This is a genomic window from Stenotrophomonas sp. Steno-Z10-BAI (genome assembly GCF_056393115.1).
In genome coordinates this window covers 154,599-170,280 of record NZ_JBWJOZ010000008.1, presented here as the reverse complement: position 1 = coordinate 170,280, position 15,682 = coordinate 154,599, and the positions used below count along the sequence as shown (strand labels likewise).

At 68.3% G+C, this 15,682-nt stretch carries 11 protein-coding genes; 7 read left to right on the top strand and 4 right to left on the bottom strand.

Going from position 1 to position 15,682, the window contains the following annotated elements:
- Positions 1-171: 171 nt before the first annotated feature.
- The 3 genes from AC06E9_RS17625 to AC06E9_RS17615 are packed head-to-tail and all read left to right on the top strand — an operon-like array spanning position 172 to position 4,148.
- Positions 172-2,652: a DEAD/DEAH box helicase gene (locus tag AC06E9_RS17625; protein WP_478056520.1), complete on the top strand. Its 2,481-nt coding sequence runs from the start codon at positions 172-174 to the stop codon at positions 2,650-2,652.
- Complete coding sequence (locus tag AC06E9_RS17620; RefSeq protein WP_478056519.1) at positions 2,649-3,764, top strand: ribonuclease H-like domain-containing protein; 1,116 nt, start codon at positions 2,649-2,651, stop codon at positions 3,762-3,764. Before AC06E9_RS17625 ends, AC06E9_RS17620 begins: the two co-directional genes overlap by 4 nt.
- Before the next feature lie 48 nt (positions 3,765-3,812).
- Positions 3,813-4,148 (top strand): I78 family peptidase inhibitor, encoded by a 336-nt coding sequence (locus AC06E9_RS17615; protein ID WP_478050162.1) that lies wholly within the window; start codon positions 3,813-3,815, stop codon positions 4,146-4,148.
- 53 nt (positions 4,149-4,201) lie between these two features.
- Here the strand turns inward: AC06E9_RS17615 and AC06E9_RS17610 are convergent, their stop codons facing one another.
- Positions 4,202-6,028 carry a M56 family metallopeptidase gene (locus AC06E9_RS17610; protein WP_478056518.1) on the bottom strand — a complete coding sequence of 609 codons (1,827 nt, stop codon included), beginning with the start codon at positions 6,026-6,028 and terminating at the stop codon, positions 4,202-4,204.
- 15 nt (positions 6,029-6,043) lie between these two features.
- Positions 6,044-6,430, bottom strand: coding sequence for a BlaI/MecI/CopY family transcriptional regulator (locus AC06E9_RS17605; RefSeq protein WP_019184134.1), 387 nt, complete (start codon positions 6,428-6,430; stop codon positions 6,044-6,046).
- Between the two features lie 207 nt (positions 6,431-6,637).
- Between AC06E9_RS17605 and AC06E9_RS17600 the strand changes: the two genes are divergently transcribed.
- A complete protein-coding gene (locus AC06E9_RS17600; RefSeq protein WP_478056517.1) occupies positions 6,638-7,783 on the top strand; it encodes a serine hydrolase domain-containing protein in 1,146 nt (381 codons plus the stop codon).
- Here AC06E9_RS17600 and AC06E9_RS17595 read toward each other — a convergent pair.
- The gene (locus AC06E9_RS17595) at positions 7,740-8,861 is read right to left on the bottom strand and encodes an SDR family oxidoreductase (RefSeq protein WP_478056516.1); all 1,122 of its coding nucleotides are present in this window, start codon (positions 8,859-8,861) and stop codon (positions 7,740-7,742) included. The genes AC06E9_RS17600 and AC06E9_RS17595 overlap by 44 nt on opposite strands.
- Before the next feature lie 216 nt (positions 8,862-9,077).
- Here AC06E9_RS17595 and AC06E9_RS17590 point away from each other — a divergent pair, with 216 nt between their 5' ends.
- The gene (locus AC06E9_RS17590; RefSeq protein WP_123731009.1) at positions 9,078-9,419 is read left to right on the top strand and encodes a hypothetical protein; all 342 of its coding nucleotides are present in this window, start codon (positions 9,078-9,080) and stop codon (positions 9,417-9,419) included.
- A gap of 9 nt (positions 9,420-9,428) precedes the next feature.
- Here the strand turns inward: AC06E9_RS17590 and AC06E9_RS17585 are convergent, their stop codons facing one another.
- A complete protein-coding gene (locus AC06E9_RS17585) occupies positions 9,429-10,493 on the bottom strand; it encodes a DNA topoisomerase IB (protein ID WP_346468085.1) in 1,065 nt (354 codons plus the stop codon).
- Between the two features lie 134 nt (positions 10,494-10,627).
- Here AC06E9_RS17585 and AC06E9_RS17580 point away from each other — a divergent pair, with 134 nt between their 5' ends.
- Positions 10,628-11,029: an I78 family peptidase inhibitor gene (locus AC06E9_RS17580; protein WP_121043917.1), complete on the top strand. Its 402-nt coding sequence runs from the start codon at positions 10,628-10,630 to the stop codon at positions 11,027-11,029.
- A 171-nt stretch (positions 11,030-11,200) separates the two neighbouring features.
- Positions 11,201-15,655: a glutamate synthase large subunit gene (gltB, locus tag AC06E9_RS17575; RefSeq protein WP_478056515.1), complete on the top strand. Its 4,455-nt coding sequence runs from the start codon at positions 11,201-11,203 to the stop codon at positions 15,653-15,655.
- The last annotated feature ends 27 nt before the right edge of the window (positions 15,656-15,682 follow it).

Here is a 15,682-nt window from a genome sequence, read left to right as displayed (position 1 = left end):
GTTGGTAGCGGGCTGCCACCAAGGATACGGATGCCGGTGTCAGATTTCGTTGCTGGCAGCTGTCCACGCGACGCCGGCAGGCACTGAACCATTCACCCCGGCGCAGCGCGATGTCTCAGACATTGAGACGCGGTCATGTTTCCATAGCGTCCTTTGCAGACCGTTGTGACCATGGCTTACGAACTCGCCAAGCGCACCGAGGACGCCGAGCGCCGCCTCGCCACCACCGAAGGGCTGCCCTCGCGCGATGGTGCGCTGCTGACCTCGCGCCTGCAGCGCCGCTACCACGACCGCATCACCGGCAGCTTCACGATTCCCGCGCGCGAGGGCCGGTACGCGCCGATCCCGACCGATGTCCCCGATGCCTTGGTCAGCGCACTGAAGGCACGCGGCATCGAGCAGTTGTACAGCCACCAGGCGGAGGCCTGGGAGGCCAGCCAGCGGGGCGAGCACGTGGCCATCGTGACCCCGACCGCCAGCGGGAAATCGCTGTGCTACACCCTGCCGGTGGTCAGCGCCGCCATGCAGGGCAAGGCCAAGGCGTTGTACCTGTTCCCGACCAAGGCGCTGGCCCAGGACCAGGTGGCCGAGCTGCTCGAGCTCAACCGCGCCGGCGACCTGGGGGTCAAAGCCTTCACCTTCGATGGCGATACGCCGGGTGATGCGCGCCAGGCGATCCGCCTGCACGGTGACATCGTGGTCTCCAACCCGGACATGCTGCATCAGGCGATCCTGCCGCATCACACCAAGTGGGCGCAGTTCTTCGAGAACCTGCGCTACGTGGTGATCGATGAGGTGCACACCTACCGCGGCGTGTTCGGCAGCCACGTCACCAACGTGCTGCGCCGGCTCAAGCGGATCTGCGCGTTCTACGGGGTGGAGCCGCAGTTCATCCTGTGCTCGGCCACCATCGGCAACCCGCAGGCGCATGCCGAGGCGCTGATCGAAGCGCCGGTCACCGCGATCACCGAATCCGGCGCGCCGACCGGGCCCAAGCACGTGCTGCTGTGGAACCCGCCGGTGGTCAATGCCGATCTCGGCCTGCGGGCCTCGGCCCGCTCGCAGAGCAACCGCATCGCCCGCATCGCGATCAAATCCGGGCTGAAGACCCTGATCTTCGCGCAGAGCCGGTTGATGGTCGAAGTACTGACCAAGTACCTCAAGGACATCTTCGACCACGACCCGCGCAAGCCGGCCCGCATCCGCGCCTACCGGGGCGGTTACCTGCCCACGGAGCGGCGGGAGACCGAACGGGCGATGCGCGCGGGGCAGATCGACGGCATCGTCAGCACCTCGGCGCTGGAGCTGGGCGTGGATATCGGCAGCCTGGACGTGGTCATCCTCAACGGCTATCCGGGCAGCGTCGCCGCGACCTGGCAGCGTTTCGGCCGTGCCGGCCGGCGCCAGCAGCCCGCACTGGGCGTGATGGTGGCCAGCTCGCAGCCGCTGGACCAATACGTGGTGCGGCATCCGGACTTCTTCGCCGAAGCCTCGCCCGAGCATGCGCGTACGGCACCGGACCAGCCGCTGATCCTGTTCGATCACATCCGCTGCGCCGCCTTCGAGCTGCCGTTCCTGGCCGGCGATCCGTTCGGCCCGATCGATCCGCTGGTGTTCCTGGAAGCCCTGGCCGAGACCGAGGTGGTGCATCGCGAAGGCGACCGCTGGGAGTGGATCGCGGACAGTTATCCGGCCAATGCGGTCAGCCTGCGCTCGGTGGCCGATGGCAACTTCGTGGTGGTGGACCGCAGCGACGGCAAGCAGCAGATCATCGCCGAGGTGGATTACTCCGCCGCCGCGCTGACGCTGTATGAAGGCGCCATCCACATGGTGCAGTCCACCCCCTACCAGGTGGAGCGTCTGGACTGGGAAGGCCGCAAGGCCTACGTCACCCGTACCCACGTGGACTACTACACCGACAGCATCGACTTCACCAAGCTCAAGGTGCTGGACCGCTTCGACGGCTGCATCGCCGGGCGCGGCGATTCCCACCATGGCGAGGTGCATGTGGTGCGCCGCGTGGCCGGCTACAAGAAGATCCGCTATTACACCCACGAGAACATCGGCTACGGCCCGGTCAACCTGCCCGACCAGGAGCTGCACACCACCGCGGTGTGGTGGCAGTTGCCGCAGGCGCTGCTGCTGACCGCGTTCGACAGCAAGCAGGAAGCGCTGGACGGCTTCCTCGGCGCCGCCTACGCGCTGCACATCGTCGCCACGGTGGCGGTGATGGCCGATGCGCGCGACCTGCAGAAGGCCGTCGGCAATGGCGATGGTGCGTGGTTCGCAGTGGCCGACCAGAGCGGACGCGGGCAGCTGCGCGGCGCCGAGTTCGATGCCAGCGCGATCGAGCTGCAGCAGCAGTTCGTGCCGACGGTGTATCTGTACGACAACTTCCCCGGCGGTGTGGGCCTGAGCGAGCCGCTGTGGCTGCGCCAGGCCGAGCTGCTGCTGCGCGCGCGCGAGCTGGTGCAGGGCTGTGACTGCAAGGCCGGCTGCCCGGCCTGCGTGGGCCCGGTGCTGGCCGGCCAGGAGGACGACGCCACCACGCCCAAGGCGCTGGCGTTGAAGGTGCTGGATCTGTTCGACAGCGCCGCGCTGCCGTCTGCTCAAGAGCAGGAGCGCCGTAGCGCCGAGGTGGTGACGCCGTGAGCCTGAGCCTGGACAAGCTGCGCCTGCTGCGCCGGCAGGCCGGTGATGCGACGGCGGCGCCTGCCTCTGGTCCGGCCATCGCCCCTGGGCGCGGATCCGCTGCCGCTGACACGGGCGCTCCCGGCGGCACGGGCAGCGCCCCGCTTCCGGCCGCCGCCAACGATGCGCGTGCGCGTACGCCCGCACCGGCCTCCGTCTTCGGCTGGGTCGAGCAGGAGATCCGCCACAAGCCAACCGGCGCGGCCGCACGCGAGACCGCACCGGCAGTTCCCGCTGTTCCTCCTGTTCCTGTTCCCGCGCTGCGCAAGCCGGAGATCGGTGGCCTGCGCCGTCTGCTCGGCCTTCGCGATCGCGGCCTCAGCACCGCCACCCCGCGCGAGAACGCCAAGGATCGGCATGTGCCCGGTGAGGAAATCGCGCCGGGCCTGTTCCTGATCGAATCGTTCGTTCCCCAAGCCATTCCGACCGAGCCGTTGTCGCTGGCCTTCGCCAAGCGCGAAGGCGAGCAGGTGCAGCCGCAGGACCTGCTGTTCTTCGATACCGAAACCACCGGCCTGGCCGGCGGCACCGGTACCCGCGCCTTCATGATCGGTGCGGCGGACTGGCACACGCATCCCGACCGCGGCGACGGCCTGCGCATCCGCCAGCTGCTGATGACGACGATGGCCGCGGAAACCGCGATGCTGCGCGAGTTCGCCGGCTGGCTGCAGCCGAGCACGGTGTTCTCCAGTTACAACGGGCGCTGCTACGACGCGCCGTTGCTCAAGACGCGCTATCGGCTGGCCCGGCAGCGCTGTCCGATCACGCCACTGGATCACGTCGATCTGCTGTTCCCGACGCGCCGCCGCTATCGCGGCACCTGGGAAAACTGCCGGCTGGCCACGATCGAGCGCCAGCTGCTGCAGATCGTGCGCGAAGACGATCTGCCCGGCTCGGAGGCCCCGGCTGCGTGGCTGAACTACCTGCGCGGCGGCAGTGCGGTGAACCTGCGCCGGGTAGCCGAGCACAACCACCAGGACGTGGTGACCCTGGCGCTGCTGATGCGGCGGCTGGTGGCCGAGGAACAGCGCGACCGGGAGACGTTGGCGCTGCAGGCCATTGACGCGGTGTAAAGGCCGGCCCACGGACACTGCGGGTACTTACCGTGGGAGGACCACCACATGCGCCTGAACCTTCTGTTCGCCCTGGGCTGTGCCCTGCCGCTGGCCGCCTGCAGTCCTCCGGCCAAGACCGCCGCGACGCCGCCTGACAGCCCGACCTCGACCGCCCCACCCGCAGTAGCCGGCAGTGGCGGCCAGTGCGATCCGGAAAAGCTCACCGGCCTGGCCGGGCAGGCCGCCACCGAGGCGGTCATCCAGAAGGCGGTGAAGGACAGCGGTGCCCGCAACGCCCGCGTGCTCAAGCCGGGCATGGCGATGACCATGGATTACCGCGAAGACCGCCTCAGCATCGAAGTGGACGAACAGAACAGGATCGTGCGCGCCAACTGCGGGTGATCGGTTGCAACCGGCGGCCTGGCATGCAGGCCGCCGTGGCTGGCGTGTGCCGATCAGTTGCGTACGCGCTGCGCTTTTCCGTTGGCCAGCGCCTGATCGATCGCGGCCCGCACGTCGCGCACCGCACGCGCCGAGGCCACACTCTGCTGCTGTGCCAGGCGCGCCTGTTCCTTGCCGAGTTCAGCCTGCTCACGCGCCACCAGCGCAATCTGTCGGGCGTCTACGGCCCTGGCCGAGGCGGTACGTGCCTCGCGTGCGGTCTGGCTGGCAGCGGAGGCAGCGGCGCGTGACTGGCGGGCACCCTGGCGTGCCGCCCGGTCGGCTTCGACAGCGGCGTCGAGGCCAGCCTCGCGGATAGCGTTGTTGACCACCGCGCTGACATCCACCGAGGCCATTGCATCGGCCGTGATCTGCATCGATGCCGCCGCGATCTGTTGGCCGACCACCGCTTGGCGGTTGCCCAGCTCGGCCTGTGCCGTTCCCAGCGCGGCGACCTGCGTCTGGGCCTGCCCCAGCGCCTTGAGTACTGCGGGATCGCGGATCAGATAGCGATCCTGACCTCGGCGCACCCACAGGGCCGGTTGATCGTTGCCGGCATCGCGTCGGGCCTGTTTCAGATCAGCGACGGAGGCGTCGACGAAATTGCTCTCGCCGCCGATCAACACAAAGGCCTGCGCGGGTTGCCGGCTGATGTCGAGTTTACCGTGGGTCACGAAGGACATCCCGTCATCCAGGTCCTTCGGCGGTTCCGGCGCAGGGGGCGCGGCGGGCGCGGCGGGCGGTTCCGGAGCAGGCAACGGTTCTGGTGCCGGCATCGGCTCGGGCGCGTGGACCGGCGCAGGTGCCGGCCGTGCCACAGGTGCGGGCAGGGGCGTCAGCGCGGTCGGCGGCGGCGGTGCAGCCACCAGACGCAACGGTGCAATACCGATCACCACGAACAACGCGGTGATTGCCAGCGAGGCCACGCGCGGGACGCTGCGGGTCTGCTGCAGCGTCCGCAGCCGGCGCTTGAGACTGCGCAGGTTCGGCGAAGCGCTGGCCACGCCGACGGCGGGACGGGGCGCCACACCCAACTGCACCAGCAGGCGACCGTAGTCATGGCGGCAGTGATCATGTCCGGCCACCACCGCACCATCGCAGGCTTCTTCGCGCGCCAACGCATATTCGCGGGCCGCCACGTGGACCAGCGGGTGGAAGAAGAACAGGTGCTGGGACAGCGCCGGCAGCAGGCCCCACCACAGGTCGCGACGCTGCAGATGGATCAGCTCGTGGGTCAGCGCCATGTCCAGATCGTCCGCCGACATGGTCGGCAGCTCGCGCGCCGGCAGCAGCAGCACCGGCCGCCACGGGCCGATCAACTGCGGCGACCGGATCTGCGCGGAGAGTTTCAGCTGCGGCGAGCGCCGCAGGCCATGCGCTTCGGCGGCCAACTGCAGCGCCTGCTGCAGGCCGGCGTCCGTGCACTCTGTGGCGCTGCGCACCAGCGCGCGGCTGGCGCGGTAGCCGCGCAGGCTGTGCACCAGCATCAGCAGCACACCGGCAGCCCACACGGCCAGCAGCAGCAAGGGCCAGGACGCTGTCATTGTCGCCGTCTCGACCGCATTGGCGGCGTAGGTGACCGGCGCAGCCTGCACGGCGGCATCGAACGCGGGCAGCGCCATCGCCGGTGCCGTCACGGCCGCCGGGGCCGGCAACACGGCCAGTTCCAGCGGGCTGCTCCAGACCAGGCCCAGCACGGCCTGCGCGGCCACCAGCCACCATAACCGGCAGCGGGTGGCCGCCGGCAGCTGCGGCACCAGCCGGCACACGCCCCACACCAGCGCCGCCAGTACCGCGCTCTGCACGCTGGTCCAGCCCAGCCGCATCAGCACTTCACTCATCATCATGTCCATCGCTCAGCCCTCCCGCTTGCGTGACTGCAACTGTGCGACCAGCGCTTCCAGCTCGGCCAGTTCCTGATCGCTGACATCCACCTTGTGCGACATGAACGCCACGAACGGCGACACCGAGCCCTGCAGCGTCTTCTCCACGAAGCTGGCCACGGCGCCCTGCACCACGCTGTCCTGGCCGCTGGTGGTGGCATAGCGGTAGACGCCGTCCACCTGCTTCCGGCTCAGGTACGACTTGGCGCGCAGGCGCTCCATCATGGTCAGCACGGTCGAGCGTGCCAGCCCGCGCGGCTCCCCGAAGCCGGTGGCGACCTCCCCGACACTGGGGCGGTCCTGTTCCGCGATGTACTGCAGCAGGGCCAGTTCCTGGTCCCCGATGGTCTTGCCGCGCATGGCGCACTCCCTATGACTACACGTGTCGCTACCGTGCCAGTGACTACAGGTGTCGTCAAGTGCCGGACGGACCGTGCCGACGAACGGTAGGCGCTGCGCGATGGGCATGCCGTGGGCCTTAAACCTTTTCGCCCCGGCCCGCATCCAAGCCTTCGAGCTGGGGCATTCCGCCCTGGCATCGCGCCCTCTTCGCCAAGGACCCGCCGCATGCGTTCCACCCATCGCGTGATCGTGATCGTCGCCCTGTTGTTCCCGCTGGGCGTGCACGCGCACGCCGGCAGCGTGGAGACCGCCAACCAACAGACCCGGCAGTTCATCGGCCAGACCATGGACGCGCTGCGTATTCCCGGGTTGCAGATCGCCGTGGTCAAGGACGGGAAGGTGGTGCTGTCCGACAGCCACGGGCTGGCCAATGTCGAGAACGCGCTGCCGGCCACGCGCGCCACGCGTTTCCCGCTCAACTCGGCCACGAAGTCATTCACCGCGGTGGCGATGATGCAGCTGGCCGAAGCAGGCAAGGTGAACCTGGATGCGCCGATCTCGGCCTATCTCGCCGACCTGCCCGACGCGTGGCGCAGCGTGCGGGTGCGCCAGTTGCTGGCGCATACCTCGGGACTGCCGGACATTCTGGATGCACAGGGCCTGCTCGGCGGCGGGACCGAGGCGGCCGCCTGGACCGCCGTGACGCAACGCCCCGTAGACGCTGCGCCCGGCACGCGCTTCACCTATAACCAGACCAACTACGTGCTGCTGGCACGAATCATCGCCGCACAGGCCGCGATGCCGTATGACCGGTACGTGGCCACGCGCCAGTTCGATGTGGCCAGGATGCCGTCATCCACGTTCGGCGACAGCTACGATCTGATCGCCAACAACGCCACCATCTACAGTTGGTTCCCGCGCCGCACCGATGCGCCGGACGCCCCGCCACGGCTCTCGCACTGGTTCTACGACATGACTCCCGGCCTGTGGGCTGGCGGCGGCATGCTGACCACTGCCGACGACGTGGCCAAGTGGCTGGTCGCATTGACCGGCAACCGCTTGGTCAACGCCGCCAGCACCCGCCGGATGTGGACCCCGGAACGGCTCAATGACGGCAGCGACGGCGCATGGGGCGCCGGCTGGGCGGTGCTGCAACGCGCACCACAGCGTCAGGTGGCCGGCATGGGCGGTGCACGCTCGGCGTTCATCGTGTACCCCGACCAGGGGCTGGCCATCGTGGTGCTGACCAACCTGGTCGGGGCCAACCCGCAGACCTTCATTCCGCAGATCGCCGCGTTCTATGGTGCCGGTACGCAGGCGCCGGCGGTCAGCCGCGCGGCCCGCCCATCACCGGCAGGATCACGCCGCTGATGTAACTGGCGGTGATCGGCGAGGCGAGGAAGACGTACGCCGGCGACAGTTCTTCCGGCTGCGCCGGGCGACCCATGTCGCTGTCCTGGCCAAACTCGGCCACATCCGGAGCCTTCTTGTCGGCCGGATTGAGCGGGGTCCAGACCGGACCCGGCGCAACCGCATTGACCCGGATGCCGCGTGGCAGCAGCTGGCTGGCCAGCGCCTTGGTGAAGGCATGGATGGCACCCTTGGTCGCCGAGTAGTCCACCAGCGCCTTGCTGCCGAACAGGCCGGTTTCCGACCCCGTGTTGATGATGCTGGCACCTTCGCCCAGGTGTGGCAGCACCGCGCGCGCCATCTGGATGTACCCGCCAATGTTGGTCTGCAGGGTTTCCTGCAGGTGGTCGTCCTCGAGGTCTTCCAAGCGGTCGCAATGCAGCTGGAAGGCCGCGTTGTTGACCAGGATGTCGACACCGCCAAACGCCTTGACGACCTGCTTGACGGCCTTGTTGCAGAACGCCGGATCGCGCACATCGCCGGCGATCACCACGCAGCGACCGCCTTCTTTCTCGACGTGCTCGCGGGTGATCTTCGCGTCCTTCTTTTCATCCAGGTGCAGCACCGCCACATCCGCCCCTTCGCGGGCGAACAGCACGGCCACCGCGCGGCCGATGCCCGAATCCGCGCCGGTGATGATGGCGCGCTTGCCCTTGAGCTTGCCGCTGCCCTGGTAGTCAGGCGCAAGGAAACGCGGGGCCAGCTGCATCTCGTGTTCGTTGCCGGGTTTGGCCAGCTGCTCGGCCGGCATTTTCTCAGGCTGGCGACGCGTGCCGGCCTGGGTAACCTTCTTGGCCTTGGACGCGGCGACCTTCTTCGCCGCACGCGCATCCTTTGCCTTCTCCTGGTCCTGCAGACGGCGCTGGCGGGCCGCCACGCGCGCAGCGCGCGGATCGGTGGCGGCGGCCTTGCGGGTCGCGGTTTTGACGACCGGGGTACGGGTGCGCGGTTCGGCCGCCGCAGCAGCCGCCTCCGCCGGACGCGGACGCTTGCGGGAGGTGGGGGTCTTGGTGGTCTTACGGGTTTTGGCCGTGGCCATGTTCGACTCCTGTTGCCGGATCAGATGCGTGGATCTCACGCGGGCGCATGTTCGTCTGTTCGTCGCGGCGCTGGCCGCCGTGGAAATGCGCAGCCCCACTATGGTCAACCCGGCGGCCAGGGACGGTGAATGGAGCGTGCCCACACCGTGTAGAGATTCATGCGCCGCATACGGCCACCGATGCACCCTGAGCGCAATTCCCATGGAGTGCGTCGCATGCTTCGTTACCTGTCCGCGGCTGTGGCCGTCCTTGCTTTGTCCGCCTGCAGCAGCACCCCCATCGCGCAGGTCCAGCCGATCGACGGCGTCATTTCCGGCCAGTGCCACGTGGACAAGGTCCGCGGCGCCGTGGGCCTGGCGGCATCGCAAGCCACGGTCGAGCGTGCCCGCGTGGACAGCGACAGCTTGCAGGTCATCGTCGTGCGCAGCGAGCGTGCCGCAAGTGGCGCCACTGCCAGTGGCGCGGCCAATCCCACCCCGGGTGCAGAGCAGGGCGGCGAACGGCTGACCATCGAAACCGGTCGTACCAACAACATCACCGCCCTCTACTGCGGCTGATCGCTGCGCTCATCCCGCGCGGGCACGCCGGACGGTGCGCCGCGCGGCTTTGAGTACTTTCAGCGTGGCCAGTTCCCACTGGCGCTCGCCACGCAGGCCGGCAAGGGCCTTCAATGAGCCGGCCCGCCAGCCATCGAATACGCAAGGATCGATATAGGCCTTGCGGCACACCGACGGTGTGTTGCCCAGCAGGTTCGCGACCTCGCATACCACCTGTTTCTGCAATGCCGCCAGCGCGCGCTCACTGGAGGGTTCGGGCAGCTCGGTCACGGCAAGCTGACGGATCGCCTCCAGCGTGCCGCCCCAGGTGCGGAAGTCCTTGGCGCTGAAATCCTCGCCCATCGCATCGTGCAGATAGTCATTGACCATGCCCGAATCCACCGGTTGGACCGCGCCATCATCATCGCGGTACTGGAACAGCGCCTGCCCGGGCAGCTGCTGGCAGCCACGGATCAGCTTGACCAGTTCGCGGTCATCCACGTCCACCTCATGCGCCTGCCCGGACTTGCCCCGGAAGCGCATCTGCGCCCGGCCGCCCTTGACCAGCGCGAGGTGGCGGTTGCGTAGCGTGGTCAGCCCGTAAGAGCGGTTGTCACGTGCATAGACTTCATTGCCAACGCGCACCAGCGTCTGCGCCAGCAGCGCCACCACGATCGCCAGCACCTTGTCGCGCGGGAAGCCGGGCAGCTTCAGATCGCGGCGCAGGCGCCGGCGCAGCGTGGGCAGGGCGGTACCAAAGGCAATGATGCGATCGAACTTGCCATCGCCCCTCACCCGCGCCCAGTCAGCGTGGTAGCGGTACTGCTTGCGCCCGCGCGCGTCACGCCCAGTGGCCTGCAGATGACCGTTGGGCAGTGCGCAGATCCACACATCAGTGTAGGCCGGCGGGATCGCCAGCGCGCGGATCCGGGCCAGGGTGGCGGCATCGCGGACCGCCGCACCATCGGCATCGCGGTAGGCAAAGCCCTTGCCGGCCTTGCGGCGGGCAATGCCGGGCAGTTCATCGCTGACATAGCGCAGGCCGGCCTGGCGGGCGGCGGCGACTTCGGGGGTGGCGGTGCGGCTCGGGCTCATGGAGGCGACGCGGATCAGGGAAGCGCAGTGTTACCGGTCCCGGTGCGGCACCGCGTCAATAACGCAACACAAACACCTCACACCGCGCTTGGCGATATCCTCCAGCGTTTACTGGCTCGCTCTCTGGAGTACTGATGTCGTCCCTGTCGTTCCGCCGCGCGCGGCGTTCTTTCGGGCTGATTGCCCTGTTCCCCGCCTTGTTGGTCCTCGGTGCGTGCAGCGCTCCGCCCATGGACGAGCAGGAAGCGGTTGCCACCCATGCACAGAAGGCGGCCGAAGCAGCTGCCGCACCGACCGACGAGGCCGGCAAGGCAATGGAAGCACCGCCCGTAGGCAGCTGCGATGCGACCCAGGTGCAGAGCCTGGTCGGTCAGCCCTACACCGACCAGATCGGCAGCCAGGCCCAGCAGGATGCCGGCGCCACCACCCTGCGCGTGCTCAAGCCGAATGACATGACCACGATGGAGTTCATCGGCGAGCGTCTGAACGTTGAAGTGGATGCCAAGAACGTGGTCGCCGGCGTCCGCTGCGGCTGAACAGGCGGCGGGGAAACCCCTGAAACACAAGGGTTTGGTTGCGGCTGCAACCGTGTATTGCGGCGTTGCAACAACTGTGATCTAGTCGGGTCATCCGGTGCTTCGACCCGCGCTGCAAGGACTGAGCGGGGACGAGTGTCGCCGCTCACCTGACATCGCATCGAGGCACAGATGGCCCCCCGCAACCGCCAAGGGCTTTACGACCCGCAAGATGAGCGAGATGCCTGTGGTTTCGGCATGGTCGCCCAGCTCGACGACCAGCCGTCACGGCTGCTGGTCGACACGGCCATTGCCGCACTCTCGCGCATGACCCACCGCGGTGGCGTCGCCGCCGACGGTATCACTGGTGACGGCTGCGGCCTGTTGCTGCGCCGCCCCGATGTGTTCCTCAAGGCGCTTGCCGCCGAGGCGGGCCTCACGCTTGGCGCGCGTTTCGCTGCCGGCGTGGTGTTCCTGCCGCATGACGCCGCCGCCGCACAGGCCTGCCGCGACACGCTGGAACAGCAACTGCGCAACGCCGGCTGCCAGCCGGTCGGCTGGCGCGTGGTGCCGACCGACCCCAGCGTCTGCGGTCAACTCGCCCGCGACACCCTGCCGCACATCGAGCAGCTGTTCGTCGATGCCGGCGCCGCGCAGGACGAGGCCGCCTTCACCTTGGCCCTGTTCCTGGCCCGGCGCCGCAGCGAACAGCTGCTGCGCGAGCACGCCGATTACTACGTCACCACGCTCAGCCCGAATGCGATCAGCTACAAGGGCATGGTGCTGCCGGACAAGCTGAGCCGCTTCTACGTGGATCTGCAGCGCAACGATCTGGCCTCCAGCGCGATCGTGTTCCATCAGCGCTTCTCCACCAACACGCTGCCGCGCTGGCCGCTGGCGCATCCCTTCCGGATGCTCGCCCACAACGGCGAGATCAACACCATCGAGGGCAACCGCCGTTGGGCGCAGGCGCGCAGCAAGGTGTGGAAGACCCCGCGCTTCGACATCGGCGAGTTCGATCCGGTGATCTCCATGCATGGCTCGGACTCGCAGAGCCTGGACAACATGCTCGAGCTGATGGTCAGCGCCGGCATGGACCTCATCCAGGCACTGCGCATCCTGGTGCCGCCGGCGACCCAGTCGCTGGAGTTCAAGGATCCGGACCTGGCCGCGTTCTACGAGTTCTACGGCCTCAACAGCGAGCCGTGGGACGGCCCGGCCGGGATCGTGGCCTGCGATGGGCGCTATGCCGCCTGCACGCTGGACCGCAACGGCCTGCGCCCGGCGCGCTGGATGCTGACGTCCGACCGCCACTTCCTGGTCGCCTCCGAAGCCGGCGTGTGGGAAGTGCCGGCCGAGCGCGTGGTGCGCAAGGGCAAGCTCGGCCCGGGCGAGATGATGGCCATCGACCTCAAGCGTGGCGACCTGCTCGACTCGGACGCCATCGACCGCATCAACCGCGGCCGCGCGCCGTACAAGCAGTGGCTGCAGCAGAGCGTGACCTATCTGCAGACCGAGCTGATCGATCCGTCGCTGGTCGAGGAGCCCTTCGACGAGCGCACCCTGCGCAGCTACCACAAGCTGTTCCAGCTCAGCACCGAGGAAGTGGAGCAGATCCTGCGCCCGCTGGCCGAGACCGAGCAGGAAGCCACCGGCTCGATGGGCGATGACACCCCGATGGCGGTGCTCAGCCAGCACAGCCGTCCGCTCTACGATTACTTCCGCCAGGCGTTCGCGCAGGTCACCAACCCACCGATCGATCCGCTGCGCGAAGACTGCGTCATGTCGCTGTCCACCCAGCTCGGCAAGGAGACCAACATCTTCCATGCCGGCGCGGAAACGGTGAACCACGTCATCCTCAACTCGCCGGTGCTCAGCCAGCGCAAGCTGCGCCAGCTGATCAAGATGGAGCAGTACGCCGACAAGAACCGGCTGATCGATCTGTCCTACAGCCTGGACGAAGGCCTGAAGGCCGGCATACAGCGCATCTGCGCCGAGGCCGAAGCCGCTGCGCGCGAAGGCATCGTCATGCTGCTGCTGAGCGACCGTTACCCGGTCGCCGACCGGCCGATGGTGCATGCGCTGCTGGCCACCAGCGCGGTGCATCACCACCTGTCCAACGCCGGGCTGCGCTGCGACGTCAACCTGATCCTGGAAACCGGTACCGCGCGCGACGCGCACCACATGGCCTGCCTGCTCGGTTTCGGCGCCACCGCGGTGTACCCGTACCTGGCCTACCAGACCCTGTTCGATCTGGGCCGGCGCGGCATCCTGCAGCTGAGCAAGGGCGGCGAGCAGTCGCAGATCGGCCGCCGCTACCGCAAGGGCATCTACAAGGGCCTGTCCAAGATCATCTCCAAGATGGGCATCTGTACGGTGGCCAGTTACCGCGGCGCGCAGCTGTTCGAGATCGTCGGGCTGGATGACGAGGTGGTCGACCTGTGCTTCCCGGACACCGCCTCGCGCGTGGCCGGTGTCGGCTTCGCGCGTCTGGACGACGAGGCCCGCGAACTCACCGTGCGCGCCTGGAACGACCTGCTGCGCCCGGATGTGGGCGGCGTGCTCAAGTACGTGCACGGCGGCGAATACCACATGTACAACCCGGACGTGGTCATGACCCTGCAGCGCGCCGCGCGCAGTGGCGATGCCGCGGACTGGCAGCGCTACTGCGAGGCCGTGCACGGCCGCCCGGTGTCGGCGCTGCGCGACCTGCTGCAGCTCAAGGCCGCGCCCACGCCGACCCCGTTGGACGAGGTGGCTCCGGCCGAAGACCTGTTCCGCCGCTTCGATACGGCGGCGATCAGCCTCGGTGCGCTGTCACCCGAAGCGCATGAAGCGCTGGCCATCGCCATGAACCGTCTCGGCGGGCGCAGCAACTCCGGCGAAGGCGGTGAAGACCCGGTGCGCTACGGCACCGAGAAGCGCAGCAAGATCAAGCAGGTGGCCTCGGGCCGCTTCGGCGTTACCGCCGAGTACCTGGTCAATGCCGAAGTGCTGCAGATCAAGGTCGCGCAGGGCGCCAAGCCCGGCGAAGGCGGCCAGCTGCCCGGGCACAAGGTCAACGAACTGATCGCGCGGCTGCGTTATGCCAAGCCGGGCATCGGCCTGATCTCACCGCCGCCGCACCACGACATCTACTCCATCGAAGACCTGGCCCAGCTGATCTATGACCTCAAGCAGGTCAACCCGACCGCGCTGGTCTCGGTGAAGTTGGTCAGCCATGCCGGTGTCGGCACCATCGCCGCGGGCGTGGTGAAGGCCGGTGCCGATCTGATCACCGTCTCCGGCCATGACGGCGGCACCGGGGCCAGCCCGGTCAGCTCGATCCGCTATGCGGGCGTGCCGTGGGAGCTGGGCGTGGCCGAATCGCACCAGGCACTGGTGGCCAACGACCTGCGCGGGCGCACCCTGCTGCAGACCGATGGCGGCCTGAAGACCGGCCTGGACGTGATCAAGGCCGCACTGCTGGGTGCGGACAGTTTCGGCTTCGGCACCGCGCCGATGATCGTGCTGGGCTGCAAGTACCTGCGCATCTGCCACCTCAACAACTGTGCCACCGGCGTGGCCACCCAGGACGAGCGCCTGCGCGCGCAGTACTTCACCGGCCTGCCCGAGCGCGTGGAGAATTTCTTCCGGCTGCTGGCCGAGGAAGTGCGTGGCTGGCTGTCCTACCTGGGCGTGCGCTCGCTGGACGAGATCGTCGGCCGCACCGACCTGCTGCAGCAGCTGGAGGTCTCCCCGCGCCCGGGCGTCAAGGTGGATCTGTCGCGCCTGCTCAACCCGGCCGAGTACGCCGGCAGCCACTGCGCCGCGCAGCGTCTGTACGAATCGCCGGACAGCCTGGCCACGCAGATGGACGGCCTGCTGGCCCCGGCGATCGCCGGCAAGCTCGGCGGCGAACACCGCTTCCTGATCCACAACACGGACCGCTCGATCGGCACCCGCCTCTCCGGCGAGATCGCGCGCACGCACGGCAACCAGGGCATGAGTGATGCGCCGCTGACCTTGCGCTTCCGCGGCACCGCCGGTCAGAGTTTCGGCGCGTTCAACGTGGGCGGCCTGCAGCTGGAGGTCGAAGGCGAGGCCAACGACTACGTCGGCAAGGGCATGGCCGGCGGCCGGCTGGTCGTGCGCCCGCCGCGTGGCGCGCGTTTCGAGGCGCGCAACACCGCGATCATCGGCAACACCTGCCTGTACGGCGCCACCGGTGGCGAGCTGTTCGCCGCCGGCCGTGCCGGCGAGCGCTTCGGCGTGCGCAACTCCGGCGCGCTGGCGGTGATCGAAGGCGCCGGTGACCACTGCTGCGAGTACATGACCGACGGCATCGTGCTGGTGCTGGGCAAGGTCGGGCTGAACTTCGGCGCCGGCTTCACCGGCGGCCTGGCCTACGTGCTGGATATCGACCGTGATTTCGTGGACCGCTACAACCACGAACTGATCGACATCCACCGCATCTCGGCCGAAGGCTTCGAGAACCATCGCCAGCACCTGCATACGCTGATCAGCCGCCACCGCGAACTGACCGGCAGCATCTGGGCGCAGCAGATTCTTGATGAGTTCCGCGATTACGTCGGCAAGTTCTGGCTGGTCAAACCCAAGGCCGCCAGCATCGAATCGCTGACCGACTCACTGCGCCGCGCTGCGTAAGCGCGGAGAAGCGCCGGTATCGACCGG

Excerpts from the sequence above, each read along its gene's own strand:
- AC06E9_RS17625 (WP_478056520.1), top strand. The coding sequence starts at position 172 with ATGGCTTACGAACTCGCCAAGCGCACCGAGGACGCCGAGCGCCGCCTC.
- AC06E9_RS17615 (WP_478050162.1), top strand. The coding sequence starts at position 3,813 with ATGCGCCTGAACCTTCTGTTCGCCCTGGGCTGTGCCCTGCCGCTGGCC.
- AC06E9_RS17610 (WP_478056518.1), bottom strand. The coding sequence starts at position 6,028 with ATGAGTGAAGTGCTGATGCGGCTGGGCTGGACCAGCGTGCAGAGCGCG.
- AC06E9_RS17605 (WP_019184134.1), bottom strand. The coding sequence starts at position 6,430 with ATGCGCGGCAAGACCATCGGGGACCAGGAACTGGCCCTGCTGCAGTAC.
- AC06E9_RS17600 (WP_478056517.1), top strand. The coding sequence starts at position 6,638 with ATGCGTTCCACCCATCGCGTGATCGTGATCGTCGCCCTGTTGTTCCCG.
- AC06E9_RS17595 (WP_478056516.1), bottom strand. The coding sequence starts at position 8,861 with ATGGCCACGGCCAAAACCCGTAAGACCACCAAGACCCCCACCTCCCGC.
- AC06E9_RS17590 (WP_123731009.1), top strand. The coding sequence starts at position 9,078 with ATGCTTCGTTACCTGTCCGCGGCTGTGGCCGTCCTTGCTTTGTCCGCC.
- AC06E9_RS17585 (WP_346468085.1), bottom strand. The coding sequence starts at position 10,493 with ATGAGCCCGAGCCGCACCGCCACCCCCGAAGTCGCCGCCGCCCGCCAG.
- AC06E9_RS17580 (WP_121043917.1), top strand. The coding sequence starts at position 10,628 with ATGTCGTCCCTGTCGTTCCGCCGCGCGCGGCGTTCTTTCGGGCTGATT.
- gltB (WP_478056515.1), top strand. The coding sequence starts at position 11,201 with ATGGCCCCCCGCAACCGCCAAGGGCTTTACGACCCGCAAGATGAGCGA.